Origin of the sequence: Streptomyces sp. HNM0645 (assembly GCF_030056615.1) — a bacterium.
In the GTDB taxonomy this organism is placed as follows: Bacteria; Actinomycetota; Actinomycetes; order Streptomycetales; family Streptomycetaceae; genus Streptomyces; species Streptomyces marianii.
Genome location: NZ_JASHLT010000007.1, coordinates 85,002 through 110,112, shown reverse-complemented (window position 1 = coordinate 110,112; position 25,111 = coordinate 85,002). Strand labels below are relative to the sequence as shown.

Annotated in this window: 18 protein-coding genes; 6 read left to right on the top strand and 12 right to left on the bottom strand. The window is 72.5% G+C overall.

Annotation, left to right across the window (positions count from 1 at the left end; genetic code table 11):
• Nucleotides 1-39: 39 nt before the first annotated feature.
• From QMZ92_RS06460 to QMZ92_RS06440, 5 genes are all read right to left on the bottom strand, one after another.
• Entirely contained in the window at nucleotides 40-1,719 is a 1,680-nt protein-coding gene (locus tag QMZ92_RS06460) for a serine/threonine-protein kinase (RefSeq protein WP_283296235.1), read from the bottom strand.
• Between the two features lie 70 nt (nucleotides 1,720-1,789).
• On the bottom strand, nucleotides 1,790-3,373 hold the full coding sequence (locus QMZ92_RS06455) for a serine/threonine-protein kinase (protein WP_283296234.1): 1,584 nt from the start codon (nucleotides 3,371-3,373) through the stop codon (nucleotides 1,790-1,792).
• 145 nt (nucleotides 3,374-3,518) lie between these two features.
• Complete coding sequence (locus QMZ92_RS06450) at nucleotides 3,519-6,668, bottom strand: serine/threonine kinase C-terminal domain-containing protein (RefSeq protein WP_283296233.1); 3,150 nt, start codon at nucleotides 6,666-6,668, stop codon at nucleotides 3,519-3,521.
• Nucleotides 6,669-6,920: 252 nt separating this feature from the next.
• Nucleotides 6,921-9,533, bottom strand: coding sequence for a serine/threonine protein kinase (locus tag QMZ92_RS06445; RefSeq protein WP_283296232.1), 2,613 nt, complete (start codon nucleotides 9,531-9,533; stop codon nucleotides 6,921-6,923).
• A gap of 163 nt (nucleotides 9,534-9,696) precedes the next feature.
• Nucleotides 9,697-11,403, bottom strand: coding sequence for a glycerol-3-phosphate dehydrogenase/oxidase (locus QMZ92_RS06440; RefSeq protein ID WP_283296231.1), 1,707 nt, complete (start codon nucleotides 11,401-11,403; stop codon nucleotides 9,697-9,699).
• Nucleotides 11,404-11,623: 220 nt separating this feature from the next.
• Between QMZ92_RS06440 and QMZ92_RS06435 the strand changes: the two genes are divergently transcribed.
• Together QMZ92_RS06435 and QMZ92_RS06430 are read left to right on the top strand one after the other, a co-directional pair.
• The gene (locus QMZ92_RS06435) at nucleotides 11,624-12,865 is read left to right on the top strand and encodes a nucleotide sugar dehydrogenase (protein ID WP_283296230.1); all 1,242 of its coding nucleotides are present in this window, start codon (nucleotides 11,624-11,626) and stop codon (nucleotides 12,863-12,865) included.
• Between the two features lie 114 nt (nucleotides 12,866-12,979).
• On the top strand, nucleotides 12,980-13,504 hold the full coding sequence (locus QMZ92_RS06430; RefSeq protein WP_283296229.1) for a hypothetical protein: 525 nt from the start codon (nucleotides 12,980-12,982) through the stop codon (nucleotides 13,502-13,504).
• Between the two features lie 109 nt (nucleotides 13,505-13,613).
• Here the strand turns inward: QMZ92_RS06430 and QMZ92_RS06425 are convergent, their stop codons facing one another.
• The 4 genes from QMZ92_RS06425 to QMZ92_RS06410 form a co-directional block, all read right to left on the bottom strand.
• Complete coding sequence (locus QMZ92_RS06425) at nucleotides 13,614-14,738, bottom strand: GuaB3 family IMP dehydrogenase-related protein (protein ID WP_138053617.1); 1,125 nt, start codon at nucleotides 14,736-14,738, stop codon at nucleotides 13,614-13,616.
• Nucleotides 14,739-14,865: 127 nt separating this feature from the next.
• A complete protein-coding gene (gene guaB, locus QMZ92_RS06420; protein WP_269728858.1) occupies nucleotides 14,866-16,368 on the bottom strand; it encodes an IMP dehydrogenase in 1,503 nt (500 codons plus the stop codon).
• Nucleotides 16,369-16,518: 150 nt separating this feature from the next.
• A complete protein-coding gene (locus tag QMZ92_RS06415; RefSeq protein WP_017949598.1) occupies nucleotides 16,519-17,106 on the bottom strand; it encodes a sigma-70 family RNA polymerase sigma factor in 588 nt (195 codons plus the stop codon).
• Between the two features lie 335 nt (nucleotides 17,107-17,441).
• Nucleotides 17,442-18,053, bottom strand: coding sequence for a response regulator transcription factor (locus QMZ92_RS06410; RefSeq protein WP_003948568.1), 612 nt, complete (start codon nucleotides 18,051-18,053; stop codon nucleotides 17,442-17,444).
• A gap of 380 nt (nucleotides 18,054-18,433) precedes the next feature.
• Between QMZ92_RS06410 and QMZ92_RS06405 the strand changes: the two genes are divergently transcribed.
• Nucleotides 18,434-18,757, top strand: coding sequence for a WhiB family transcriptional regulator (locus tag QMZ92_RS06405; RefSeq protein WP_017949599.1), 324 nt, complete (start codon nucleotides 18,434-18,436; stop codon nucleotides 18,755-18,757).
• Between the two features lie 104 nt (nucleotides 18,758-18,861).
• Here QMZ92_RS06405 and QMZ92_RS06400 read toward each other — a convergent pair whose 3' ends face one another.
• On the bottom strand, nucleotides 18,862-19,752 hold the full coding sequence (locus QMZ92_RS06400; protein ID WP_283296228.1) for a LysR family transcriptional regulator: 891 nt from the start codon (nucleotides 19,750-19,752) through the stop codon (nucleotides 18,862-18,864).
• 79 nt (nucleotides 19,753-19,831) lie between these two features.
• Between QMZ92_RS06400 and QMZ92_RS06395 the strand changes: the two genes are divergently transcribed.
• The 3 genes from QMZ92_RS06395 to QMZ92_RS06385 all read left to right on the top strand — a co-directional run bounded on the left by QMZ92_RS06395 (nucleotide 19,832) and on the right by QMZ92_RS06385 (nucleotide 22,825).
• The gene (locus QMZ92_RS06395; RefSeq protein ID WP_283296227.1) at nucleotides 19,832-20,500 is read left to right on the top strand and encodes an MOSC domain-containing protein; all 669 of its coding nucleotides are present in this window, start codon (nucleotides 19,832-19,834) and stop codon (nucleotides 20,498-20,500) included.
• Between the two features lie 396 nt (nucleotides 20,501-20,896).
• The gene (locus tag QMZ92_RS06390; protein WP_283296226.1) at nucleotides 20,897-21,670 is read left to right on the top strand and encodes an SDR family NAD(P)-dependent oxidoreductase; all 774 of its coding nucleotides are present in this window, start codon (nucleotides 20,897-20,899) and stop codon (nucleotides 21,668-21,670) included.
• Between the two features lie 465 nt (nucleotides 21,671-22,135).
• A complete protein-coding gene (locus QMZ92_RS06385; RefSeq protein WP_283296225.1) occupies nucleotides 22,136-22,825 on the top strand; it encodes an ester cyclase in 690 nt (229 codons plus the stop codon).
• 131 nt (nucleotides 22,826-22,956) lie between these two features.
• On the opposite strand, the gene groL is transcribed toward QMZ92_RS06385, so the two are convergent.
• Nucleotides 22,957-24,579, bottom strand: a complete 1,623-nt coding sequence (groL, locus tag QMZ92_RS06380) for a chaperonin GroEL (protein WP_283296224.1) — start codon at nucleotides 24,577-24,579, stop codon at nucleotides 22,957-22,959.
• 100 nt (nucleotides 24,580-24,679) lie between these two features.
• Nucleotides 24,680-24,988: a co-chaperone GroES gene (gene groES, locus QMZ92_RS06375; RefSeq protein ID WP_017949608.1), complete on the bottom strand. Its 309-nt coding sequence runs from the start codon at nucleotides 24,986-24,988 to the stop codon at nucleotides 24,680-24,682.
• Between the last annotated feature and the right edge of the window lie 123 nt (nucleotides 24,989-25,111).

Sequence of the window (25,111 nt, the reverse complement as noted above, 5' to 3'; positions counted from 1 at the left end):
TCCCGGTGGGCCCCCGTCCCCTCGCTCGGTCCGGGCGGATCACAGATCCTGGATCTGCAGGTGCTTCACCACGTTCGTGAAGATCTGCTCCCCGTCCTGCCGGGCGGCGCCCTCCGAGGGCATCTGGACCCTCAGCCGCCAGTGCACCTCGTCCTTTCCGGGCACGACCAGTTCGTGCCAGCGGTAGCGGACGGCGTCCTCCTCGTTGTCCCCGTAGAACAGGAAGTCGACCGTGGTCTCGAAGGACTTCGCGCCCTGGTGTGTGACGTCCCTGGTGCCGACGTCGGCGTCCTTGATCTCCCTGCCGTTCTCGCCGCCCTTCGCGTACCAGTCCTTCCACACCTCCTTCCTGGGCTCGAGGACCTCCGCGGTGGTGTCCTCGTCTCCGGCCGCGACGCGCTCCAGGTAGACCGAGAAGACCCCGCTGGGGTCGCGGTAGTTGACGGCGAAGCCGCCGTCGAACTCGGTCCGTTCGTACTCCTCCGGCACGGCCACGTCCGCCGCGAGGATCTCGCTCTCCGGGCGCACCTTCCAGCCCTCCGGCAGTTCGTCGCCGCCGAAGGGGTCGACGGCGACGGCGGTGGCGGCGAGCGCGACCGCGAGGAGGCCGCCGAGGAGTCCCCACTGCGCCGGGCGGTTGCGGTGCAGGACCGGCGGCACCCAGCGGGAGCCGCCGCTCCCGGCCGCGGTCCCGGTGCCGTACGCACGGGTCACGTCGGGGGAGGGCTGGGGCGGGCGGGCCACGGCCTCCAGCGTGGAGCGGATCTCCGCAGCGGTCGGCCGGGCCGCGGGGTCCTTGCGCAGCAACTGCATCACCAGCGTGCCGAAGGCGCCGGAACCGCGCGCCGGGACCTGGGGTTCCGCGGAGAGTACGGCCTGAAGCGTGGCAGGGGTGTGCGAGCGCCGGTACGGGGACATGCCCTCGACGGCCGCGTACAGCACCACGCCGAGCGACCACAGGTCCGACTCCGGGCCCGGCCGCTGGCCCAGCACCCGCTCCGGGGCGATGTACTCGGGCGAACCGACGAACGCGCCGGTCTCGGTGAGACCCTGCTCGCCCTCGACCTGGGCGATGCCGAAGTCGGTGAGCACGACCCGGTCACCGCGCCCCAGCAGGACGTTGTCGGGCTTCACGTCGCGGTGCAGCACGCCCGCCTCGTGCGCGGCGGACAGCGCGCCGAGGACGGAGAGGCCGATCCTCGCGGCCTCGCGGACGTCCAGCGTTCCCTCCTGCAGCCGGTCGCCGAGGGACTGGCCGCGCACCAGCTCCATGACGATCCACGGCTTGCCGTCCTCCATCACGACGTCGTGCATGGTGACGACCGAGGGGTGGTCGATCCGGGCGGCGGCGCGGGCCTCGCGTTGCATGCGCAGATGGACGTTCTCGCGCTCCCGCTCGCCCAAGTGCTCGGGGAGGCGCGGCTCCTTGACCGCGACGTCCCGGTCGACGACCTCGTCGTGCGCGCGCCAGACGGTGCCCATGCCGCCGTGCCCGAGGCGGGAGACGAGCCGGTAGCGCCCGCCGATGACGCGTCCGGTCTCCGGGTCGGCGGCAGGCGCCGCCGGTGTGCCGGTCACCTGCTGGGTCGGCACCGGATACGGCGCACCGGGACCGGACTGCCGCGGTCCGGACTGCGGCGGCCCGGCAGGCTGCGGCGCCTGCGGCGGGCGGAGTGCGTAACTGGTGGGCTCGTTCGCCCGTCCCCCGTCGTTCGTCATGCTCATATCCTGGCGAAGATCGTTTGCCATCGCCACTGCCGGGGTTGAGCGATGCAGAGCCGTGACAGAGTCAGCCCGCCGAGGGCCGGAAGCTCTGCACCATTCTGTCGAAGCGCTGCCGGGTCGTGGCCCACTCCTCCGCCGGACTGGACATGTAGAGCGCGTACTCGGTGCCGTCTTCGTCGTAGTAGACCTGGTCGATGGCGCGCCGCTCCCCCGCGTTGTTCCTGGTCTCGGTCCAGGTGAACTCCCACAGGGCGGAGTTCTCCCGGTCCCGGAAGGTGTTCTGGTCGAGCCGCACCCGCTCGTACTCCGGCAGCCGCTTCCTGACGGTCTTCTCGACGTCGAGCATGTGCATGTACGGGTTCTCGAAATCGGGCGTCGCGTCGATGCTGATGCGGATGAGCCGACGCCCGTTGTCCGGCGTGTAGTCGATCTGGTCGCCGTCCCGCTGGCGCGTCCAGCCCTCGGGTACGAGCAGGCTGAAGCCCTCGGGGTCCCGTACCCGCTGCCACCTCTCCCCTTCCGCCGGCTTCGGAGTGGAGCCCGCGGCCGGGGCGGACGATCCGGCGTCGTCGGTGGTGGGGCTCCCGCCACCGGTTCCGTACTGCAGGGCGAGGAATCCGGCGCCGCCGCCTGCCACGGCGGCGATGACGGCCACGAGCAGCGCGCGGCGCCAGACGCCGGAACGTTTCGGCGCGGAGGTCGCGGGGGCCGGGGCGCGCGTCGGCCCGGTGAGCGGCACGGTCGCCGCCCGCCGGGCCTCCGGATCCACCGTCCGTGTGGGCACATACGCCTGCGCCGCTCGGGGCCGGCGCCCCTCCACCGCCTCCAGCAGCATCCGCTCGGTCTCGTCGGCCGGCGGCCGCTGCTCGGGCTCCTTGCGCAGCAGCGCGGAGATGACGGGTTCCAGCGCTCCGGCGTGCGGGGCGGGCGGGTGCTCCTCGGTCACCACGGCCTGCATCGTGGACAGCGGTGACGTGCGCCGGAACGGCGAGTTCCCCTCCACCGCCGAGTAGAGGGTGGCGCCCAGGGACCACAGGTCGGAGGCCGGCCCGGGATCGCCGCCGCGGACCCGCTCGGGGGCCAGGTAGTCGATGGAGCCGACGAGTTCGCCCGTCCTGGTGATGGTCGAGTCGCCCTCGATCGCGGCGATGCCGAAGTCGGTGAGGAGGACCCGCCCGTCGGAGGCGAGCAGCACGTTGCCGGGCTTGACGTCGCGGTGCAGCACCCCGGCGGCGTGCGCGGCGCGCAGGGCCCCGAGGACGTGCAGCCCGATCCGGGCTGCCTCGGCCGGCTGGATACGGCCGGACTCCTTGGCCGCGTCGGCGAGTGACGGCCCGTCGACGTACTGCATCACGATCCACGGCCGGCCGTCGTACTCCAGTACGTCGTGGACGGTGACAACGTTGGGGTGGCTGATCCGGGCGGCGGCGCGGGCCTCCTTCTGGGTGCGCGCGTGCAGCACCGTGCGGTCCGCCTCGGACACGTACAGACCGGCGGTCAGTTCCTTGACGGCGACCGTCCGGTGGAGGACTTCGTCCTGCGCGCGCCAGACCTTGCCCATGCCTCCGCGGCCGATGCTCTCGGTCAGTCGGTACCGGCCTGCCAGCAGAAGTCCCGCTGCCGTACCCGCGCTCTGTGCGTGTTCCACGTGCTCCGCCCCGTTCCTTGGATTCCCAGGTTACGGAGGGGAGGTACGTGCACGGAACCTGGGGCGGCTCAGTAACTCGCACCGTGATGTGGCGGTTGCGGCGCGCGGTCGGGAACGGAGAGACGGCGGGACCGACGCTCCGGGGTCAACTCCGGGCGCGGTAGGCGGTCGTGGCCTGCTGGTAGATCTCGGTGACCTTGTCCCGCTGGTCCGCGGGGCCGATCACCTGCAGCACGTGGTACCTGTCGCCGACGATCATGGCGAGATTGCGGACGTACACCTCGCGTCCGGTGCCGTCCTGCCAGGTGAACTGGCCCTCCGCCATGGCCTGCTTGCCCACGTCGATCCGGCGCAGCCCGGAGGCCGTGGACCAGGACGAGTCGCGGAAGGGCTGGAGCTCCCGCTCCTTGTCGCGCTGGTACGCCATCGGGTCGGATCCGTTCGCCCCGACGGTGTCCCGGCCGGGGACGACGATGAGCGTGAAGTCCCCGCCGACGTAACGGACCTGGCCGCTGTCGTTGACCGGGCTGCGCTGCCAGGTCTTGTCGACGCCGATCCGGAAGCCCTCGGGGTCCACGCGCACGACGTAGCCGTCGGCGAGGTCCACGGCGGGCGCGGAGGTCTGCGGCCCCTTCCCGTCCGGCGACGGGTCACCGCCTGCCTCGCCGCCCGGGCCCCCCGGCCGGTCCGGTCCCTGGGACGAGGAAGCGGCCGGCTGGGAGGACGGCGCGGCCCCGGGGCCGGCCCTGGGCATGAACAGCACGGCGTAGGCGATGGCGGCGGCGAGCGCGAGCAGGATGAGGAGGAGCAGCGTCCGGCCCAGTGAGCGCGGGCTGCGCGCCGGCCGCTCCCCGGACTCCCCGGGCTGCCTGGACTCCCTGGACTCCCTGGACTCCCTGGGCTTCTTGTGGCGGTGCCGGCCACGGAGTTCGGCGGAGCCGCCGCGTCGCCTGCGGACCAGCTCGCCCCTGCGCCGCACGACGGGGAGGCGGGTGCCGTCGACCGAGGGCAGCGGGACCACCTCGGTGCCCGCGTCGGGTTCCGGGGCGGAACGGACGAGCGAACGCAGCCAGCCGCGCAGCTCCTCGAAGTCCGGCCGCTCGGTGGGGTCCTGACGCAGCAGCGACTCCACGACCGGACGCAGCGGGCCGCACTCCTCGGCGAACGCCGGCGGTTCCGCGCAGACCAGCTGGACCAGCTCGGCCGGGTGCTCCTCCGGGTACGGGGCATGGCCCTGCACCGCGCGGTAGAGCAGAGCGCCGAGCGCCCACAGGTCGGTGGCCGGGCCGATCGGCGGTGCCAGCTGCCAGTTCTCGTGGACCGGACCCGCCTGCTCCGGTGCCCAGCGCTCGGTGACCGCTCCGACGACCGCGATCCGGGTCTGGCGGGCGCGCTCGGCGGCGAGGGGCGTCGTGGGACCCCGGTAGGGCTCCGGGGTCGCTCCGGCGGCGACGACCTCGTCCCAGCGGCCTGCGGGGACGGGCCGCGCGCCGGCGTCCGCGTCGGTCCCCCGCCGGGCGTCGGCGCGCAGGGCGTCGCGGGCGCTGCCGCCGTAGGCGGCCGCGCTGCCACCGGCCGGGACCGGGGCGGCGCCGTCCGAGGCGGGGCCGTCGCGCCAGATGCCGGCGAGCCGGACCCGGCGGGGACCGCCGGGCGGGTCCTCGTGCGGACCGCCTTGGGGGCCGCCGTCCGGATCGTCGTGCTCGTCGGCGTCGGCCGCTTCGGCGTCCGCGGGCCGCGACCACCACTGCGGGGCGGGCGACCCGTCGCGGGGAGCGGGCAGGGCCGGACCGGGCCGGAGCGGAGGCACCGCGGTGCCGGGGGGCGTACCGGATCCCTCGGGTGCGTCCCACTCGTCCCTCACACCGGGGTGGTGCAGCCGGCCGATGCCGTCCGTCGAACGACCCGCGGGCGGCAGCGCGCCTCCGCCGACGCGGTCGCCGTGGCCGTGCACGCCGGTCGGGCCGTCGCCGCCGGGCGGGCGGCCGGTGCCGTCGGGCCCACCGGGGGCGGGGCCGGTCGCGGCGCGGCCGGGGAACCTGACGGCCTCGCCTGCGCCGTGGGTGCCCTCGTCGTCCGCGGCCTGCCACCGGAGGCCCTCGGGATCGGCCGTCGGTCCGGCGTCGTCACCGTCGAAGAGAGCGCCGTCCTCGGCGGCACGCCGCTCGCCGGCCCCGGTGCCGCCCCCGGGACGAGGGCCCTCGGAGCCGGGGGCACCGCCGCCGGGCAGGGCCCACCGGCTGTCGCCGTGCAGACCGGCGCCCGGACCGCCGTCGCCGGCCCGGTCCTGGTCGCCGTCGTCGCGAGCCGGCCCCTGCCGGCTCTCCTCGCTGAGCCGGGCGGCGGCACGGGCCCCGGCCCGGTAGGCGGCGATCGCACCGGCCCGCGCGGCACGTGCGTCGTCCGGGCCGGCGCCGAATCCGTGGCCGTACGCGGGAGGGGCGTACCGGTCCACCGCGCCGCCGGGTCCGGGAACGGCCGGTCCGGGCACCCGGTCAGGGAGGGACGGAGGTGCGGGCAGCCGCTCGGGGGACGGCCGGCCCCGGTAGGGCTCCGTCGCGTCCGTCCCCGGGCCCGGGAGCTCCTGACCGCCGGGCCCCAGCGGAGCCGGCCCCGTCGCGTACGGCGGCGCGTAGGGCGGGTACGGCGCCCCGTACGGCGGATCCGCCGGCTCGGCCTCCTCGACCTCGGCGACCGGTTCCGGGACCGGCGCGTACCCGCACAGGGCCTCCTCCGCCGCGCCCGCCGCGAGTCCCGTCAGCACGACACGGCCGTCGTCGCACACGAGCACCGTGCGGACGGTGATGTTCCGGTGGGTCCAGCCGTGCGCGTGGAGGGCGCGCAGGGCCGTCAGCACGTCCGAGCCGATCTCCGCCGCCCGGTACGGGTTCAGCGGCCTCTCGGCCAGCAGCGCGGCGAGCGGCCGTGCGGCGACCAGCTCACTGACGATCCACAGCGACCCGTCCTCGGCGAACACGTCGAAGACCTGGTCGAGCCGCGGATGGTCGGGGATCTGCGCGGCGGCCTGCGCCGCCTCGACGGCCCGCCGCACCGCCGGGTCGGTCGGCCGGCGGGTGGTGCGCCCCGCGGCCCGGCGTGGCGGGGGCACGCCGGCGCCACCCCGGTCGTCGAGCACCTCCGCCTCGACGACCTCGGGCAGCGGGACCTGCCGGACGAGGACTTCCTGGCCGCTGTAGGTGTCGAAGGCACGCGTCTCGACGAGTTCGTACTCGTCGGCAGGCGGCAGGGGAAGCCGATAGCGGTCGGCCAGCACCCTTCCCGCGTAGTCGTCCACGACGCCTCCCCACCAGCGTGCAGCGTTCCCGGCCCGGTTGCCCCCTGCCCGTCGGTGGGGTTCCCCACCGGGCGTGCTCGAACCGGTGCCACGGTCGGTCGTGTGCGCGGCCCTGGTCGTCAGAGCCCCGCCCCCGGTCCCGGGGGACCGTACGACACCATCAATTCCGGTCACTCACCGGGCTCTTGCGGCTGCGTACGGTCCACGACCTCTCACGATACGTGGCCTGCCCGGTCCTTGGGGGCGAACCTCTCAGTCCTTCGGGGCGAACGTGGCGAACGCCGTCTTGCGCAGCGTGCTGCACTCCGCGCCGTCCCATTCGCTCGCCTTGCAGCTGATCATGATCGAGTAGCCGCGGCGGGCGTCGACCTTGAAGCCGCGGTTGAGCACACGCACCCGCTGGCCGCCCTGGTTCCGCTCGAAGCTCCAGTCGGCGACCGTCGGATAGCCCTTGTACTCGACGGGCTTGATCCCGAGGTGCTCGTAACCGCTGCTGCTGCCCCTCACCGCGAACAGCGCGGCGTTCCAGGCAGCCGCGGCGTCGCCCTTGGGGCTGTCGGTGAAGTCGACCTGGACGCGCGGGAAACCGCCGTCCACACTGAAGATCGCACCCGAGCTCTGGCCGGCGGTACCGGTGCGGCGGAACGACTTCGGCATCGCCATGGTGAAGTGGAACTGATCGTTCGACACCATCGCGTACCCGGCGGGGAGTACGTTCCCCTCGGAGGCTCCGGGGTCCGTGCCGCCGGACGGCTGCGCCCCGCCCGTGTCCGTGCTCCCGTTGTCCTCGCCGGCGTCGCCCGTGGGCCGACTGTCGCCCTTGCCCTCGTCGTTCCGTCCGCTGTCGCCGGTGGCACCGCCGTCGCCCTCGGCGTCGCCGCCCGCGGCGCTCCCGGCGGAGGTGGTGTCGCTCTTCGGCTTGTTCTGCCCGCCCTTGTCCCCGTCCCCGCCCAGTGCGACGACGAGCACGGTGGACAGGATCGCGAGCGCTGCGACGACCGCGACGACCACCAGTGTGCGGCGGGGCACCACGTCGGTGAGCGGCGCCCGCACGGGAGCCGTCCGGTCGGCCGCGGGCGCCGACGGCGGCTTGGCGGCGCCGTCCTTGCCCTCGGTCTGCACGACATCGCTCTTCGCCGCGTTCCGGACGGAGCGCAGCGCTCCGCGGACCCGCTCGGCCGCCGCGGGCGCGGTCTCCCTGGCTCGGTCCCGGCTGGGGACGGCCGGCTCGGGCGGGACGGGGGGCAGGGCCACGACGCGGGTCGCCCCCGGCGAGGGCTCCGGCTCCGCCGGGGGCTCGGGGGAGTCGACCACGTTCCGCAGCAGCGCCCGGGCGCCGGCGTCGTCGAGCCGCTGCGCCGGGTCCTTGGCCAGCAGGCCGTAGATGACCTCCTCCAGCGGCCCGGCGTTCTTCGGCGGATCGAGCGGCTCGGTCATCACGGCGGTCAGCGTCGCGATGGCCGAACCCTTGTCGTACGGGGGGCAGCCCTCCACGCTCGCGTACAGCAGTCCGCCCAGCGACCAGAGGTCGGCGGCCGGACCGGGCTTGTGGCCCCGGGCGCGCTCCGGGGAGATGTACGAGGGCGCGCCGACGAGCATGCCGGTGGAAGTGATCGAGGGATCGCCCTCGACCTGGGCGATGCCGAAGTCGGTGAGCACGACCCGGCCGTCCGACGAGATGAGGACGTTGGACGGTTTCACGTCGCGGTGCAGGATGCCCTCGCGGTGCGCGGAGCGCAGGACGTCGAGGACGGCGAGACCGACCTCGGCTGCCCGCCGGGGCGTCAGGAGGCCGTCCTCCCGGATGGCCTCGGCGAGGGACTTGCCCTCGACGAGTTCCATCACGATCCACGGGCGGTCGTCCTCGTCGACGACGTCGTAGACCGTGACGGCGCCGGTGTTGCGGATCCGGGCGATCGCCTTCGCCTCGCGCAGGGTCCGGGTGATGAGGCGGCGCTTCTCGTCCTCGTCGATGCTGTTCGGGAAGCGCAGTTCCTTCACGGCCACCGTGCGGCCGAGCGTCTCGTCGTCGGCCCGCCAGACGGTGCCCATGCCGCCGCGTCCGAGAACGCCTCCCAGCCGGTACCGGCCGGCCAACAGCCGCCCCTCCGTGGTCGGTCCGCGTCGCGACGAGGACCCCGCGGCCTTCGCCCCGCCCGGCCGGCCGGCCGGGCCGGAGCCCGCCTCCGCGGCCTTCGCGTCACCGCGCACGGGAGCCCTCCGGCCCGCCGGTTCCTTCGCCGGGCCGCGTGTGCCCCCGCCCTCGGCGGCCTCGGCACCGGCACGCCGCGGGTCGGCCTCGGCGTCCTCGGGGGCGCCCGCCCCGGCACCGCGGTCCGGATCCCGTGATCCGCCGTCACCGGTCGCGTCCCGCGCCGCACCACGCTTCGCCGGGTCCGCCGGGTCCGGCCGCCGGTCCGTGCTCTGTGACCCACCGTCCTTCATCAGGTTCGCCTGCCCCGCAGCCGGTTCCGCACGCGTACCGGCGTCGGCCGCGGGCGCGTTCGCGCCATCGGAGCCGGGCCCGTCACCGGGCTCGGGACCGGCCGCGGCCTCGGGACCGGCCGCGGCCTGCCCGGTCTCCGGCCCTGCGTCCCCGGCCGCGTCCACCGAACCGGTGCCACCGTCCCGCCCGCCCCGGCCGGCACCGTCGTCCGACGCACCGGGCGCGGAGTCCCGCGCCGTGCCCCTGTCCGCGGTCCCACCCGAACCGCCGTCACGGGAGCCGGAGCCCGCATCCGGATGCTCGGACCGCTCCGCGGCCGAACTCGCCGCGGGGTCCGCGCCGGTGGCGTGTCCGCCCTCCGGCTGCGCGTCCCGAAGGGGTTCCCGTGTCGTGTCCCGCGACTGCTCCGCCTCCGACATGCGTCCCCTCTGCGATCCCTGATCCTCGCCCGCGCCCGCCGCTCCCGCGCGATGCGGTAACCCGCCCTGGAAGAGCCCCCATTCTCTCTCACTCCAGGACTGGGGAAGCTCCCGGGTCCACTGAGCGTCAGGAAGGCTCCGGAGAAGGGGATTCCGCAGGATCCTAGATCGGGACGATGTCCGGCGCGCCCAGCCGCGCCGCGTCGGCCGTCAGGTCGTCCGGCTGCAGCTGCGACTCCCGCTCGGCCTCCACCCGCTTCTCGTAGTGCTCGACTTCCTTCTCGATCTGCCCCTTGTCCCAGCCGAGCACCGGGGCCATCAGGTCGGCGCACTCCCGCGCGCAACGCGTGCCCCGGTCGAAGGTCTCGATGGAAATGCGGGTCCGCCGGGTGAGCACGTCGTCGAGGTGCCGTGCCCCCTCGTGGGAGGCGGCGTAGACGACTTCGGCCCGCAGGTAGTCGTCCGCCCCGGTCAGCGGCCGACCGAGCCCCGGATCGGCCGTGACGAGTTCCAGCAGTTCCTCGGTCATCGACCCGTACCGGTTCAGCAGGTGCTCGACGCGGGCGACGTGGAGGCCCGTCCTCTCCGCGATCCTGGCCCGTGCGTTCCACAGGGCGCGGTAGCCCTCGGCTCCCAGCAGCGGCACGTCCTCAGTGACGCACTCCGCCACCCGGCGGTCCAGCCCGTGCACCGCCTCGTCCACGGCGTCCTTCGCCATCACCCGGTACGTCGTGTACTTTCCGCCGGCGACGACGACCAGCCCCGGCACCGGGTGCGCCACCGTGTGCTCGCGGCTGAGCTTGCTCGTGGCGTCCGACTCCCCGGCGAGGAGCGGTCGCAGCCCCGCGAACACGCCCTCGACGTCGTCGCGGGTGAGCGGCACGGCGAGCACCGAATTCACGTGCGCCAGAAGGTAGTCGATGTCGGCGCTGGAGGCTGCCGGGTGCGCCTTGTCCAGGTCCCACTCGGTGTCCGTGGTGCCCACGATCCAGTGCCGCCCCCAGGGGATGACGAAGAGGACGGACTTCTCGGTGCGCAGGATCAGGCCCGTGGTCGAGTGGATCCGGTCCTTGGGCACGACGAGGTGGATGCCCTTGGAGGCCCGGACGTGGAACTGGCCGCGTTCGCCGATCATGGCCTGGGTGTCGTCGGTCCAGACACCCGTGGCGTTGACGATCTGCTTCGCCCTGATCTCGTACTCCCCTCCCGTCTCGATGTCCTTCACCCGGGCGCCGACGACGCGCTCCCCCTCGCGGAGGAAGCCGATGACGGGTGCCCTGCTGGCGGCGTGCGCACCGTACGAGGCGGCCGTGCGCACCAGGGTCGCCACGTAACGGGCGTCGTCCATCTGGGCGTCGTAGTACTGCAGGGCACCGACCAGAGCGTCCCTCCGCAGGCACGGGGCCACCCGGAGGGCGTGTCTGCGGCCGAGATGGCGGTGGACGGGCAGACCTCGGCCGTGGCCCGAGGAAACCGACATCGTGTCGTACAGCGCGACGCCCGCTCCGGCGTAGACCCGCTCCCAGCCCTTGTGCTTCAGCGGATAGAGGAAGGGCACGGGCTTCACGAGATGCGGGGCGATCCGCTCCAGCAGCAACCCGCGCTCCTTGAGTGCTTCCCGCACCAGCGCGAAGTCCAGCATCTCCAGATAGCGCAGCCCGCCGTGGATCAGCTTGCTCGATCTGCTCGACGTGCCCGACGCCCAGTCACGCGCCTCGACGATTCCGGTGGACAGCCCGCGCGTCACCGCGTCCAGCGCGGTCCCCGCGCCGACCACTCCGCCGCCGACCACCAGTACGTCCAGCTCGCGCTCCGCCATCGCGGCCAGGGCCTCGGCGCGCTGCGCCGGTCCCAGTGTCGCTGTCCTCACGGTGCCTCCCGTCGCCCCCATTGGTCTGGCCCACACACTCGATTCTGTCCGCACTCCCGGACTTCAGCCACCGCCTGTGGACAACACTCGGGCGACCCGACGCGCGCAATACCGCATATCGGTCATATTTACTCCTAGTCTGACATTGCCCCTGCTCGTTCTGTCCACAGGACTTGCGCGTCACGTGCCCTTCGGCTATTGGGAAGGACGGCTCACCGCCATGCCCGCAGATCTCGCCGTCATCGGACTCGGCCACCTCGGACTGCCCCTCGCCCAGGCCGCCGCGGCCGCGGGCATCGGGACCATCGGCTACGACCCCGATCCCCGCCCCGCCGCCGAACTCGCCGCGGGCCGTCCGCCCGTGGACGGCTCCCTCAGCGCGTCGGAGATCCGCCGGATGCTCTCGGGGGGCTTCCGGCCCACCACCGACGCCGCCGAGCTGGGCCGGGTGCGCACCGCCGTCATCTGTGCGCCGACCCCCCTCGGCCCGGACCGCAGGCTCGATCTCACGGCGGTCGGCGCGGCCGCACGGGCGCTGGCCGCACGGCTTCGGCCGCACACCACCGTGCTGCTCGAGTCGCCCGTGGAGCCCGGCACCACGGAGGGCTATCTGCGGCCGATCCTCGAAGAGGGCTCGGGGCTGCGCGCGGGCGCCGACTTCCACCTGGCGTACTCCCCCGGCCGGCTCGACCCCGGCAACCGCGCCCACGGCCAGGCCAACACCCCGCAGGTGATCGGCGGCCTGACGCCCGCCTGCACCGAGTCGGCGGCGACCTTCTACAGCCGCGTCAGCGACAAGGTGGTCCGCGCGCGCGGACTGCGCGAGGCGGAGGCCGTCAAACTCCTGGAAACCAACTTCCGGCACGTCAACATCGCCCTGGTCAACGAGATGGCGGTGCTCTGCCACGACCTCGGCGTCGACCTGTGGGACGTCATCCGCTGCGCCGAGACCAAGCCGTTCGGGTTCCAGGCGTTCCGCCCCGGCCCCGGGGTGGGCGGGCACGGTCTCCCCGTCGACACGGTCGGCCCCCACCGCTCGCTGCGGCTCGTGGAGCTCGCGGGCCAGATCAACGAACGCATGCCGAGTTACGTCGTCCAGCGCTGCGCGACCCTGCTGAACGAGCACGGCAAGTCGGCCCGCGCCGCCCGGATCCTCCTCCTCGGCGTCACCTACAAGCCGGATCTCGCCGACCGGCAGGGCTCCCCCGCCCCGGAGATCGCGCACCGGCTGATGGAACTGGGCGCCTCGGTCGGCTACCACGACCCCTATGTGACGGACTGGCGTGTGAACGGCCGTCCCGTGCCCCGCGTCGACTCCCTGTACGAGGCCGCGGCCAACGCCGACCTCACCGTGCTGCTGCAGCACCACCGCACGTACGACCTGCAGGGACTGGCCGTGAAGGCACAGATCTTCCTGGACACCAGGGGAGCCTCCCCGGCGGGCGCGGCGCACCGTCTGTGACCCCGCGGGCCCCCGCCGGAATTCGTGTGTGCGTTGTCGGACCCGGGTGCTAGCCTCCAGCGCCACGTGTCGCACATCAGTGCACTACAGCGTTTCCTTGGGGGGAACACCAGCATGTCCCAGTCCACTCCGCCGTCCGAGCAGGCCGCCTCGCCGTCCGGAACTCCGTTCGCCGACGGCACCGCACCGGCGCCCGCACCCGTCATCGGCGCGGACGTCCCGGCGCCCGCACCCGCCCGCGGCAACGTCGGTCTCGGCCTGGTCGCCGCCCTGGTCGCGGCACTCGTCGCGGGCGGCGTCTACGGCGGTGTCGCGGGCGCGATCGAGCGGGAGATCGGCTGGGCCGCCATCGGCGTCGGCTTCCTCGTCGGCTTCGCGGCCGGCAAGCTCGGCGGCCGCAACGCGGTGCTGCCCGTCGCCGGAGCCGTGCTCGCGCTCGGCGCCGTCTACCTCGGCCAGCTCCTCGCCATCGCGATCATCGTCGGCAAGGAACTGAAGGTCTCCGCGTCCGAGATGTTCTTCGACAACTTCGGGCTGATGACGGACGCCTGGAGCGCGAGCAAGGACTTCATGACCTTCGTCTTCTTCGCACTGGCCGCCTTCGCCGCCTTCGCCGGGGCCAAGAAGGCGACGGAGTGAACGCCCGCCGCCACCGCCGGCGTCCGGCCTGACCGGCGCACGGCAACGGGAGGGGTCCGGCACCTCGACGGTGCCGGACCCCTCCCGTGCGTACGGCCCGGCCGGACCGTCAGCGCTTGTGCTGGGAGTCCGCGACCGTCACCTCGACGCGCTGGAACTCCTTGAGCTCGCTGTAGCCCGTCGTCGCCATGGCGCGCCGCAGGGCGCCGAAGAGGTTCATCGAGCCGTCGGGAGTGTGCGACGGACCGGTGAGGATCTCCTCCGTCGTACCGACGATGCCCAGGTCGACGAGCTTGCCGCGCGGCACGTCCTCGTGGACCGCCTCCATGCCCCAGTGGTGGCCGCGGCCCGGCGCGTCCGTCGCGCGTGCCAGCGGGGAGCCCATCATCACGGCGTCCGCACCGCAGGCGATGGCCTTCGGGAGGTCGCCGGACCAGCCGACACCGCCGTCGGCGATGACGTGGACGTACCGGCCGCCGGACTCGTCCATGTAGTCGCGGCGGGCCGCGGCGACGTCCGCGACGGCAGTCGCCATGGGCACCTGGATCCCCAGCACATTGCGGGTGGTGTGCGCGGCGCCGCCGCCGAAGCCGACGAGGACACCCGCCGCGCCGGTGCGCATCAGGTGCAGCGCCGCCGTGTAGGTGGCGCAGCCGCCGACGATGACCGGGACGTCGAGTTCGTAGATGAACTGCTTCAGGTTCAGCGGCTCGGCCGCCCCCGAGACGTGTTCGGCCGAGACGGTCGTGCCGCGGATGACGAAGATGTCCACGCCCGCGTCGACGACGGTCTTGGAGAACTGCGCGGTGCGCTGCGGCGACAGGGCGGCGGCCGTGACGACGCCGGAGTCGCGCACCTCCTTCAGACGCTGCCCGATCAGCTCCTCCTTGATCGGGGCGGCGTAGATCTCCTGCAGACGGCGGGTCGCGCTCTCCGCGGGCAACTCGGCGATCTCGTCCAGCAGCGGCTGCGGGTCCTCGTACCGGGTCCACAGGCCCTCGAGGTTCAGTACGCCCAGTCCGCCCAGCTCACCGATGCGGATCGCGGTCTGTGGGGAGACGACGGAGTCCATGGGCGCGGCCAGGAACGGCAGCTCGAAGCGGTAGGCGTCGATCTGCCACGCGATCGAGACCTCCTTCGGGTCCCGGGTGCGCCGGCTCGGTACGACGGCGATGTCGTCGAACGCGTACGCCCTGCGGCCGCGCTTGCCGCGCCCGATCTCGATCTCAGTCACGATGTGTGGCCTTTCCCTCTACGTCTGCGCCTACCAGTATCCCCGACACAGGTGTCAGGGGCGGTCCCGGGAATCCCCGGAACCGCCCCTGCGGAAACGCTCCCGCCGCCACCTGCGGCGGTTCGCGCTACTTCCTGCTGTAGTTCGGCGCCTCGACCGTCATCTGGATGTCGTGCGGGTGGCTCTCCTTGAGACCCGCCGATGTGATCCTGACGAATCGGCCGCGGTCCTGCAGCTCAGGCACCGTGCGGCCGCCGACGTAGAACATCGACTGGCGCAGACCGCCCACGAGCTGGTGGACGACCGCCGAGAGCGGGCCGCGGTAGGGCACCTGGCCCTCGATGCCCTCGGGGACGAGCTTCTCGTCGGAGGCGACGCCCTCCTGGAAGTAGCGGTCCTTGGAGAAGGAGCGCTGGTCACCTCGGGACTGCATCGCGCCGAGCGAGCCCATGCCGCGATAGGACTTGAACTGCTTGCCGTTGATGAAGAGCAGCTCGCCCGGGGACTCCTCGCAGCCGGCGAGCAGCGAGCCGAGCATCACCGTGTCGGCACCGGCGACCAGGGCCTTGGCGATGTCGCCGCTGTACTGGAGGCCGCCGTCGCCGATGACCGGGACGCCCGCCTCCTTGGCGGCCAGCGACGCCTCGTAGATCGCGGTGACCTGCGGGACGCCGATACCCGCGACGACCCGGGTCGTGCAGATCGACCCGGGTCCGACACCGACCTTGATGCCGTCCACGCCGGCGTCGATGAGCGCCTGGGCGCCGTCGCGGGTCGCGACGTTGCCGCCGATGACGTCGACCGGGGCGTTCGACTTGATCTTGGCGACCATGTCGCCGACCAGCTTGGAGTGGCCGTGGGCGGTGTCGACGACGATGAAGTCGACTCCGGCCTCGATGAGGGCCTGGGCGCGCTCGAAGGCGTCGCCGGCGACACCGACGGCGGCACCGACGATGAGCCGGCCGTCCTTGTCCTTCGCGGCGTTGGGGTACTTCTCCGCCTTGACGAAGTCCTTGACCGTGATGAGGCCCTTGAGGATGCCCGCGTCGTCGACCAGCGGAAGCTTCTCGATCTTGTGGCGGCGCAGCAGCTCCATGGCGTCCACGCCGGAGATGCCGACCTTGCCGGTCACCAGCGGCATCGGGGTCATGACGTCGCGCACCTGCTGGGAGCGGTCCGTCTCGAAGGCCATGTCGCGGTTGGTGACGATGCCGAGCAGCTTGCCGGCCGCGTCGGTGACGGGAACGCCGCTGATGCGGAACTTGGCGCAGATCGCGTCCGCCTCGGCGAGCGTCGCGTCCGGGTGCACCGTGATCGGGTCGGTGACCATGCCGGACTCGGAGCGCTTCACCAGGTCGACCTGGTTGGCCTGGTCGGCGATGGAGAGGTTGCGGTGCAGCACGCCGACGCCGCCCTGGCGGGCCATGGCGATGGCCATCCGGGACTCGGTGACCTTGTCCATGGCCGCGGACAGCAGCGGGATGTTCACCCGGACGTTCTTCGAGACGAGCGAGGAGGCGTCGATCTGGTCGGGCGCCATGTCGGACGCGCCGGGCAGAAGCAGCACGTCGTCGTAGGTCAGCCCGAGTGTCGCGAATTTCTCGGGCACTCCGTCGACGTATGCAGTCATGACACCTTCCCCAAATGGCCTTGATCGGTGCGGATGTCCATGCTAACGGGATCCGAAGGTGCCTCATTCCACGATCAAGATCACCGAGCAGCTTTGTACGTTCGTACGTACGGACGTGGCGCTCGTGCGGTTCAGCCGCCGCCCTCCACGCTACTGCTCCGCGAGTGCCCGCAGTCTGCTGAGGGCCCTGTGCTGCGCGACGCGGACCGCACCCGGCGACATGCCGAGCATCTGTCCGGTCTCCTCCGCGGTGAGCCCGACCGCGACCCTCAGCACCAGCAGCTCGCGCTGGTTCTCCGGGAGACTGGCGAGGAGCCGCTTGGCCCACTCCGCGTCGTCGCTGAGCAGCGCGCGCTCCTCGGGACCGAGCGAGTCGTCGGGCCGCTCCGGCATCTCGTCGGACGGCACGGCGGTGGACCCGGGGTGCCGCATTGCGGCCCGCTGCAGGTCGGCGACCTTGTGCGCGGCGATCGCGAAGACGAAAGCCTCGAAGGGACGGCCGGTGTCCCTGTAGCGCGGCAGCGCCATGAGGACCGCGACGCAGACTTCCTGCGCGAGGTCCTCGACGAAGTGACGGGCGTCACCGGGCAGCCGGCTCAGCCGGGTGCGGCAGTACCGCAGCGCGAGCGGGTGGACCCGGGCCAGCAGATCGTGTGTGGCCTGGTCGTCGCCGTCGACGGCACGCTGGACGAGGGCACCGATGGCCCCCTGGGCAGCCGCCGCCTCGTCGTCCCGCATCGGTCCATGGTGCCTTGGCTGCCGCTGATCCATGGCACCGCGTCCGTAGTTGTGCACCGAAGCGTTATGAGCAGGTGCGCCGGAACTCATCTCCTGCGCCCTCCCCTTGCGCTCGACCGACTCGTCCCCGAGGAACTCCACAACTCAAGGATGCGGCATCGCGCGGGAAACGTGCGCCCTCCGTCGTCCGCCGTCCCGCCCACCGTACGACGGGCGGGACTCACGATGCCCGTGTGGCCCGTGCGACAGGGCCCCGGGCGCGCGTCGCGTGCACGACGGCCGCGCGCCCCTAGGGTTCGCCCGCCGGGACCGGTCCCGGCTCCACCCGGCACCGCTCAGCGGACCAGGCCCCAGCGGAATCCGAGCGCGACGGCGTGCGCCCGGTCCGAGGCGCCCAGCTTCTTGAACAGCCGCCTGGCGTGCGTCTTCACCGTGTCCTCGGAGAGGAACAGCTCACGCCCGATCTCGGCGTTGGACCTGCCGTGGCTCATGCCCTCGAGCACCTGGATCTCCCGGGCCGTGAGGGTCGGCGCGGCACCCATCTCGGCCGAGCGCAGCCGGCGCGGGGCGAGCCGCCAGGTCGGGTCGGCGAGGGCCTGGGTGACCGTGGCCCGCAGTTCGGCGCGCGAGGCGTCCTTGTGCAGGTACCCACGGGCGCCGGCGGCGACGGCGAGCGCGACGCCGTCCAGGTCCTCGGCGACGGTGAGCATGATGATCCGGGCTCCGGGGTCGGCGGAGAGGAGCCGGCGGACCGTCTCGACGCCGCCCAGTCCGGGCATGCGCACGTCCATCAGAATCAGATCCGAGCGGTCGGCCCCCCAGCGGCGGAGGACTTCCTCGCCGTTGGCCGCGGTCGTCACGCGCTCGACGCCGGGCACGGTTGCCACCGCGCGGCGGAGCGCCTCTCGGGCGAGCGGGGAGTCGTCGCAGACGAGGACGGATGTCATGGCCGCCCTCCGCAGCTGATGCGCGTCACCTTGAGCCTCCAGGCTGGTTACGTATCGTCACCTGTGCGGTTGACGCCCCCGGACTTTTGCCCGAGCGCTTGTTCTCTCAACCGCCTCCGCCCTCTCAACGACGGTCACTCGAAAGAGTTACGGGTGGGCCGGGCACCTTCGGCACTCTACGTGAGGACCTGCGAACGGAGGAGAGCGACACAGCTCAACTGCATGTCAGATGGACCTCTATGCCCCATTTAGCTTCATTTCTTCCCATTTGTTGGTGTCTGCGACTAGATTCGCAATGAGTCATATTTACATCTACTTACACCGTAGATGTACGGTCGGAGCTCAGAACCACTCAGCACGGCTACAAGGGGACATGCGCTATGGCAGATTTCTCCCGCCTTCCCGGACCGAACGCCGATCTGTGGGACTGGCAGCTGCTCGCAGCGTGCCGTGGGGTAGACAGCTCACTCTTCTTCCATCCCGAGGGGGAACGCGGCGCGGCAAGGAGTGCGCGCGAGAACTCGGCGAAAGAGGTCTGCATGAGGTGCCCGGTACGCGCGGAGTGCGCGGCGCACGCACTCGCGGTCCGGGAGCCCTACGGGGTGTGGGGCGGACTGACGGAGGACGAACGCGAGGAGCTCATGGGGCGGGCTCGGCACCGACTGATCCCGGCGGGGGGCGCGGGGGGCGCGCCGCACGGCTGAACGAGCCGTCAACGACTTGAGAAGAAACGTTCCTGCATCGCTCGGGCCACATCCGGGACGGTCCAGCTCGGGACGGCGGGCACCGGGGGTGGCGTCTCGTCGCGTCAGCGAGCGGCGGCCAGGGCCAGCCGGTCCAGCGTGGCCGCGACCGCGGGCACCTGAGCCAGATCGGGCAGGGTCAGGGCGACGATCTCGCGGTGGACGGAGGGCTCCACCGCCACCGTGCGAGCCCCCTTGGGCACCACGGATTCGAGCGCGAGCTCCGGCAGCACCGCGACGCCGAGACCGGCGCCGACGAGCCCGACCACGGCCGGGTAGTCGTCCGTGGCGAAGTCGATCCTGGGGGTGAACCCCGACTCCTCGCAGACCGCCACGAGCTGGCGGCGGCAGCGGGGACACCCGGCGATCCACGGCTCGTCCGCGAGGTCCGCGATGGAGACGGATCCCGCGTCGGCGAGGCGGTGCCCCTCGGGCACCAGCCCCACCAGCCGGTCGCTGAGCAGCGGCCGTACGACGAGATCCGCCCACTCCGTACCTCCGGCGCCGTACCGGAACGCGAGCGCCACGTCGCAGTCCCCCTCGCGCAGCATCTCCTCGGATCGGGGCGGCTCCGCCTCGACCAGTGAGACGCGCGTGCCCGGGTGCGCGGCGCGCAGGGCCGCGAGGGCGGTGGGCACCAGCGTGGAACTGCCGCTGGAGAACGACACCAGCCGGACCCGGCCGGCGCGGAGCCCGGCGATCGCGGCGACCTCCTCCTCGGCCGCGGTGAGCCCGGCCAGGATGCCCGCCGCGTGGCGCACCAGCGCCTCCCCGGCCTGGGTGAGGCGCATCTCCCGGCCGGTGCGGACCAGCAGCGGCGTCCCCGCGGACGCCTCCAGGGCCTTCATCTGCTGACTGACGGCCGGCTGGGTGCAGCCCAGTTCGCGGGCCGCCGCGGAGAAGGAGCCGGTGGCGGCCACGGCACGCAGGACACGGAGATGGCGGGCTTCGATCACTCCTCGAGCATAAGGGACACTTGGGGCGCTGGTGAAATATTCGATGGATGCTTTGGGTGGGTCGGATTAGCGTCGGGGCATGGAACTTCTCTCGGTGAACGTGGGGCGGCTCAGGGCCGTCGAGCACACCTCGGCGGCCTCCGGCCTCAGCGGTGTGGACAAGCGGCCCGTCGCGGGCCCGGTGCGGGTCATCGCCCCCGGGCCGGGGGGTGCCGGCGCGAGCGGTGTGGAGGGGGACGGGATCGGCGACCCCCGCTTCCACGGGGGCGACGACCGGGCCGTCACCGCCTACGCCCGCGAGGACCTCGACCGCTGGGAGCGGGAGCTGGGCCGGCCGCTGGCGGACGGCGCGTTCGGGGAGAATCTGACGACCACCGGTCTTGACGTGAACGCAGCGCTGATCGGGGAGCGCTGGCGCATCGGATCGGGAGTGGTCCTCGAGGTCACGGGCGGCCGGGTGCCCTGCAACACCTTCCAAGGACACCTCGGGGAGAAGGGCTGGGTCAGGCGCTTCACCCGGGCGGGGCAGCCGGGGGCGCTGCTGCGGGTGATCGAACCGGGGACGCTCCGGGCGGGCGATCCGGTGCAGGTCGAGCACCGTCCGGACCACGACATCACCGTCGCGCTGCTGTTCAGGGCGGCCACGCTGGAACGGGAGTTGCTGCCGCGCACGCTCGTCGCGGCGCCGTGGATGGAGTCCTCGTTGCTGGAGGTCGCCCGGGAGTACGCGGAGAAACACGGCGGCTGACGCAGCTCCGGCGTGCCTCTGCCCGCGGGCCGGGGGCAGAGGCCGGGGCGGAGACGCGGGGCGGAGACGCGGGGCCGGGGAGCGACGGGCACTTGCCGGTCGGGACGACGGCGGGCGCGGCCGCAGACCGGACGGGACGGGGCAGGCGGCGGGGACACCGCCGGGCGGCCCGGCTCCCGGGCGGGCCGGCGTGCTCCGCAACCGCCGGGCGGCCTTCCCGGACGGACGGGTGACGGCCCGTTACCCGTACCCCACCGGAACGGCTGACCGCCGGCTCCCGTACCCCGTCCGGCCGGGCGACACCCCGCCTCCCGTGCCCGCCGGGAGGGCTGACGGTCCCGCACCGCGGCCGGACTCGCACGGCGCCCGTGCACGCGGCGCACTAACGTGCCGCCTATGACGACAGCACTCATCACGGGCTCGACCGCGGGCATCGGGGCCGCGTTCGCGCGGCGGCTCGCGGCGGACGGGCACGATCTGGTCCTGGTCGCCCGGGACACCAAGCGCCTCCAGGAGCAGGCCACCGAACTCCACGACCGGCACGGCATCGAGGCGGAGGTACTGACCGCCGACCTGGCCGAGGACGACGGCATCTCCTCCGTGGAACAGCGGCTCGACGAACGCAGGCGACCGGTGGACCTGCTCGTCAACAACGCCGGGTTCGGCAACAAGGGGCGCTTCCTCGAGGTCTCCATGGCCGACGAACTGCGGATGCTCAAGGTGCACTGCGAGGCCGTGCTGCGGCTGACGGCCGCGGCCACCGCGCCCATGCGCGACCGGGGCCGGGGCGGAGTGGTGAACGTGGCCTCGGTCGCCGCGTTCGTGCCGCGCGGCACGTACGGGGCGTCGAAGGCATGGGTCGTGCAGTTCACCCAGGGCGCGGCCCGGGACCTGGCGGGCACCGGGGTTCGGCTGATGGCGCTCTGCCCGGGGTTCGTGCGCACCGAGTTCCACGAACGGGCGGGGATGGGCACGGACAACATCCCGGGCTGGATGTGGCTGGACGCCGACAAGCTGGTGTCGTCAGCGCTCGCCGATCTGGCGCGCGGCAAGACGCTGTCGGTCCCCGATCCGCGCTACAAGGCGCTGATGGGCATGGTGAAGCTGGCCCCGCGCGGTCTGCTGGGCGGGGTCAGCTCCAGGGCGGGCCGCAAGTACGGACCGCGGTAGTCCCGTCCTTGCCGGGTCACCTGAGGATGCGGCCCTGCCGGGTCACCGTGAGGCTGCGCCGCCGGTCCCGACCCCGGTGGGGGCCATGGCGGATGCGGGATCGGCTCGGCCGTGGGCGAGGCGGGTGCGGACGAGGAGCGTGTCCCGTCGCGGGCCGGTCGTGCCCTGCGGGGCGGAGGTGCGGGTGAGCGGGTTTGGAGGGCGGAGCCGGAGAACGGGGGCGGTCCGGACCGTGCAGCCGGGTACCGGATGGGGTTGCACGGTCGGTCCGTCCGGGTACGCGCTGGGCCGCCCCTTCGCCGAGCCGGTCGTCCCCTCGCTGCTGGACCGCTCGGCCTAGGCGTTCCGTCCGGAAGGCCGCCCGCTCCACCCGAGCCTCTCCCGACAGGGCAAATCGAGGCAGAATGCCCGCATTTCACTAGACTGGAGGCATCCGACGCAGCGCCCGATCCGCCGGGAGACGCCATGACATTCGTACAGATGATCGACTGCAAGACGGAACGCGTCGACGAGCTCAACCAGCTCCTGGACACCTGGGTCGAACAGACCAGGGGCAGGCGCACCGCCACCCACAGCCTCCTCGCCCAGGACCGCTCCGACGGGACCCACGTGGTGGAGATCGTCGAGTTCCCCTCGTACGAGGACGCGATGCGGAACTCGAACCTCCCGGAGACCGACCGGATCTTCCAGGAGATGGTGGCGCTGTGCGACCGCATGCCGACTTTCACCGACCTGGAGGTCATCCGCGATGAGCAGCTGCACAAGGGCCTGTGCGCCCGGTTCTTCGAGGCCCTTCCCGGTGACCCCGGCCTCCTCGACGGACTGCTCACCCGGGACTACCACGACCACGACCCGGCCAACTCGCCGGACGTGATCGGGGTCGACGCCTTCCGCCGCGAGGTCGCGATGTGGCGGGACGCCTTCGACTTCACCTTCACCGTCGAGGACCAGGTCGCCGAGGCCGACCGCGTCTGCACCCGGTGGACGTGGGAGGGCACGCACACGGGCGAGTTCCTCGGCCTCGCGCCCACCGGCAGGCAGGCCTCGATGACCGGCACGACCGTCCACCGGCTCCACGAGGGCCTGATCTGCGAGGGCTGGTGGCAGTACGACCGGCTCGGGCTGATGGGGCAACTCGGGGCACTGGAGATGTGACCACCGGGCCGTGACCCCGGCCGGCGCTCCGGCCCGGCCGAGGCACCCGGCCAGCGCACGGGAAAGGTCCCCGCTCCCGGGAGGGAGCGGGGACCTTCGTACGTCCTGGACGGACGGGAGACCGCTGCGGGTCAGTGGGCGTGGCCGTGGCCGTGGCCCGCGTCCGCCGGCTCCTCCTCCTTCTTCTCCACCACGAGGGTCTCGGTGGTGAGAAGCAGGGAGGCGATCGAGGCGGCGTTCTCGAGGGCCGAGCGGGTGACCTTGACCGGGTCGATGACGCCGGCCTTCACGAGGTCGCCGTACTCGCCGGTGGCGGCGTTGAAGCCGTTGCCCTTCTCCAGCTCCGCCACCTTCGCGGTGATGACGTAGCCCTCGAGGCCGGCGTTCTCGGCGATCCAGCGCAGCGGCTCGACGGCGGCACGGCGCACGACGGCGACACCGGTGGCCTCGTCGCCGTTCTTGCCGAGGTTGCCGTCCAGCACCTTGACGGCGTGGACCAGAGCGGAGCCGCCACCGGAGACGATGCCCTCCTCGACCGCGGCGCGGGTCGCGGAGATGGCGTCCTCCAGACGGTGCTTCTTCTCCTTCAGCTCCACCTCGGTGGCGGCGCCGACCTTGATCACGCACACGCCGCCGGCCAGCTTCGCGAGGCGCTCCTGGAGCTTCTCGCGGTCCCAGTCGGAGTCCGTGGCCTCGATCTCGGCCTTGATCTGCGCGACGCGGCCGACCACGTCCTCGCTCTTGCCGCCGCCGTCGACGATGGTGGTGTCGTCCTTGGTGACGGTGACGCGACGGGCGGTGCCCAGCACGTCCAGACCGGCCTGGTCGAGCTTGAGGCCGACCTCCTCGGAGATGACGGTGGCACCGGTGAGGGTGGCCATGTCCTGCAGCATCGCCTTGCGGCGGTCGCCGAAGCCGGGGGCCTTGACCGCGACCGCGTTGAAGGTGCCGCGGATCTTGTTGACGACGAGGGTGGACAGGGCCTCGCCCTCGACGTCCTCGGCGATGATCAGCAGCGGCTTGGAGGCGCCGGCCTGGATGACCTTCTCCAGCAGCGGGAGCAGGTCCTGGATGGAGGAGATCTTGCCCTGGTTGATCAGGATGTGCGGGTCGTCGAGGACGGCCTCCATGCGCTCCTGGTCGGTCACCATGTACGGCGACAGGTAGCCCTTGTCGAAGGCCATGCCCTCGGTGAAGTCCAGCTCCAGACCGAAGGTGTTGGACTCCTCGACGGTGATGACGCCGTCCTTGCCGACCTTGTCCATCGCCTCGGCGATCAGCTCACCGACCTGCTGGTCCTGGGCGGACAGCGCGGCGACGGCGGCGATGTCGGACTTCTCCTCGATCGGGCGCGCGGTGGCGATCAGCTCGTCGGAGACGGCCTTGACCGCGGCGTCGATGCCCTTCTTCAGGGCGGCCGGGGAGGCACCGGCGGCGACGTTGCGCAGACCCTCGCGAACCAGGGCCTGGGCGAGCACGGTGGCGGTGGTGGTGCCGTCACCCGCGATGTCGTTGGTCTTGGTCGCCACCTCCTTCACCAGCTGGGCGCCGAGGTTCTCGTACGGGTCCTCGATCTCGACCTCACGGGCGATCGTGACACCGTCGTTGGTGATGGTGGGGGCACCGAACTTCTTGTCGATCACGACGTTGCGGCCCTTGGGGCCGATCGTCACCTTGACCGTGTCGGCGAGCTTGTTGACGCCGCGCTCAAGGGCGCGACGGGCGTCCTCGTCGAACTTCAGGATCTTCGCCATGGAGCTTCTCAAGTCCTCTCAAAGCGAACCGCGCCCCCCGCCGCCCGGCTTCATCATCAGCGGGGGCCAGGGGCGCGGCTCTGAGCAAATCTGCGGTGAACTACTTCTCGACGATCGCGAGCACGTCGCGGGCCGAGAGGACGAGGTACTCCTCGCCGCTGTACTTCACCTCGGTGCCGCCGTACTTGCTGTAGAGCACGACATCGCCGGTCTTGACGTCGAGCGGAAGACGCTCGCCGTTCTCGAAGCGGCCCGGGCCGACGGCCAGGACGACGCCCTCCTGGGGCTTCTCCTTGGCGGTGTCCGGAATGACCAGGCCAGAGGCGGTGGTCTGCTCGGCGTCGAGCGGCTGGACCACGATGCGGTCCTCGAGCGGCTTGATGGCAACCTTGGAGCTGGTGGTCGTCACGATCCGACCTCCCCCTTCGGAGATCTCACGGGGTTCAACTGTCTGAGGTGGCGACCAGGTGGATCCGTCGTCGCGGGTGCCGGACCTGCCCGTCGCTGTGTTGGCACTCTCCGGTGGGGAGTG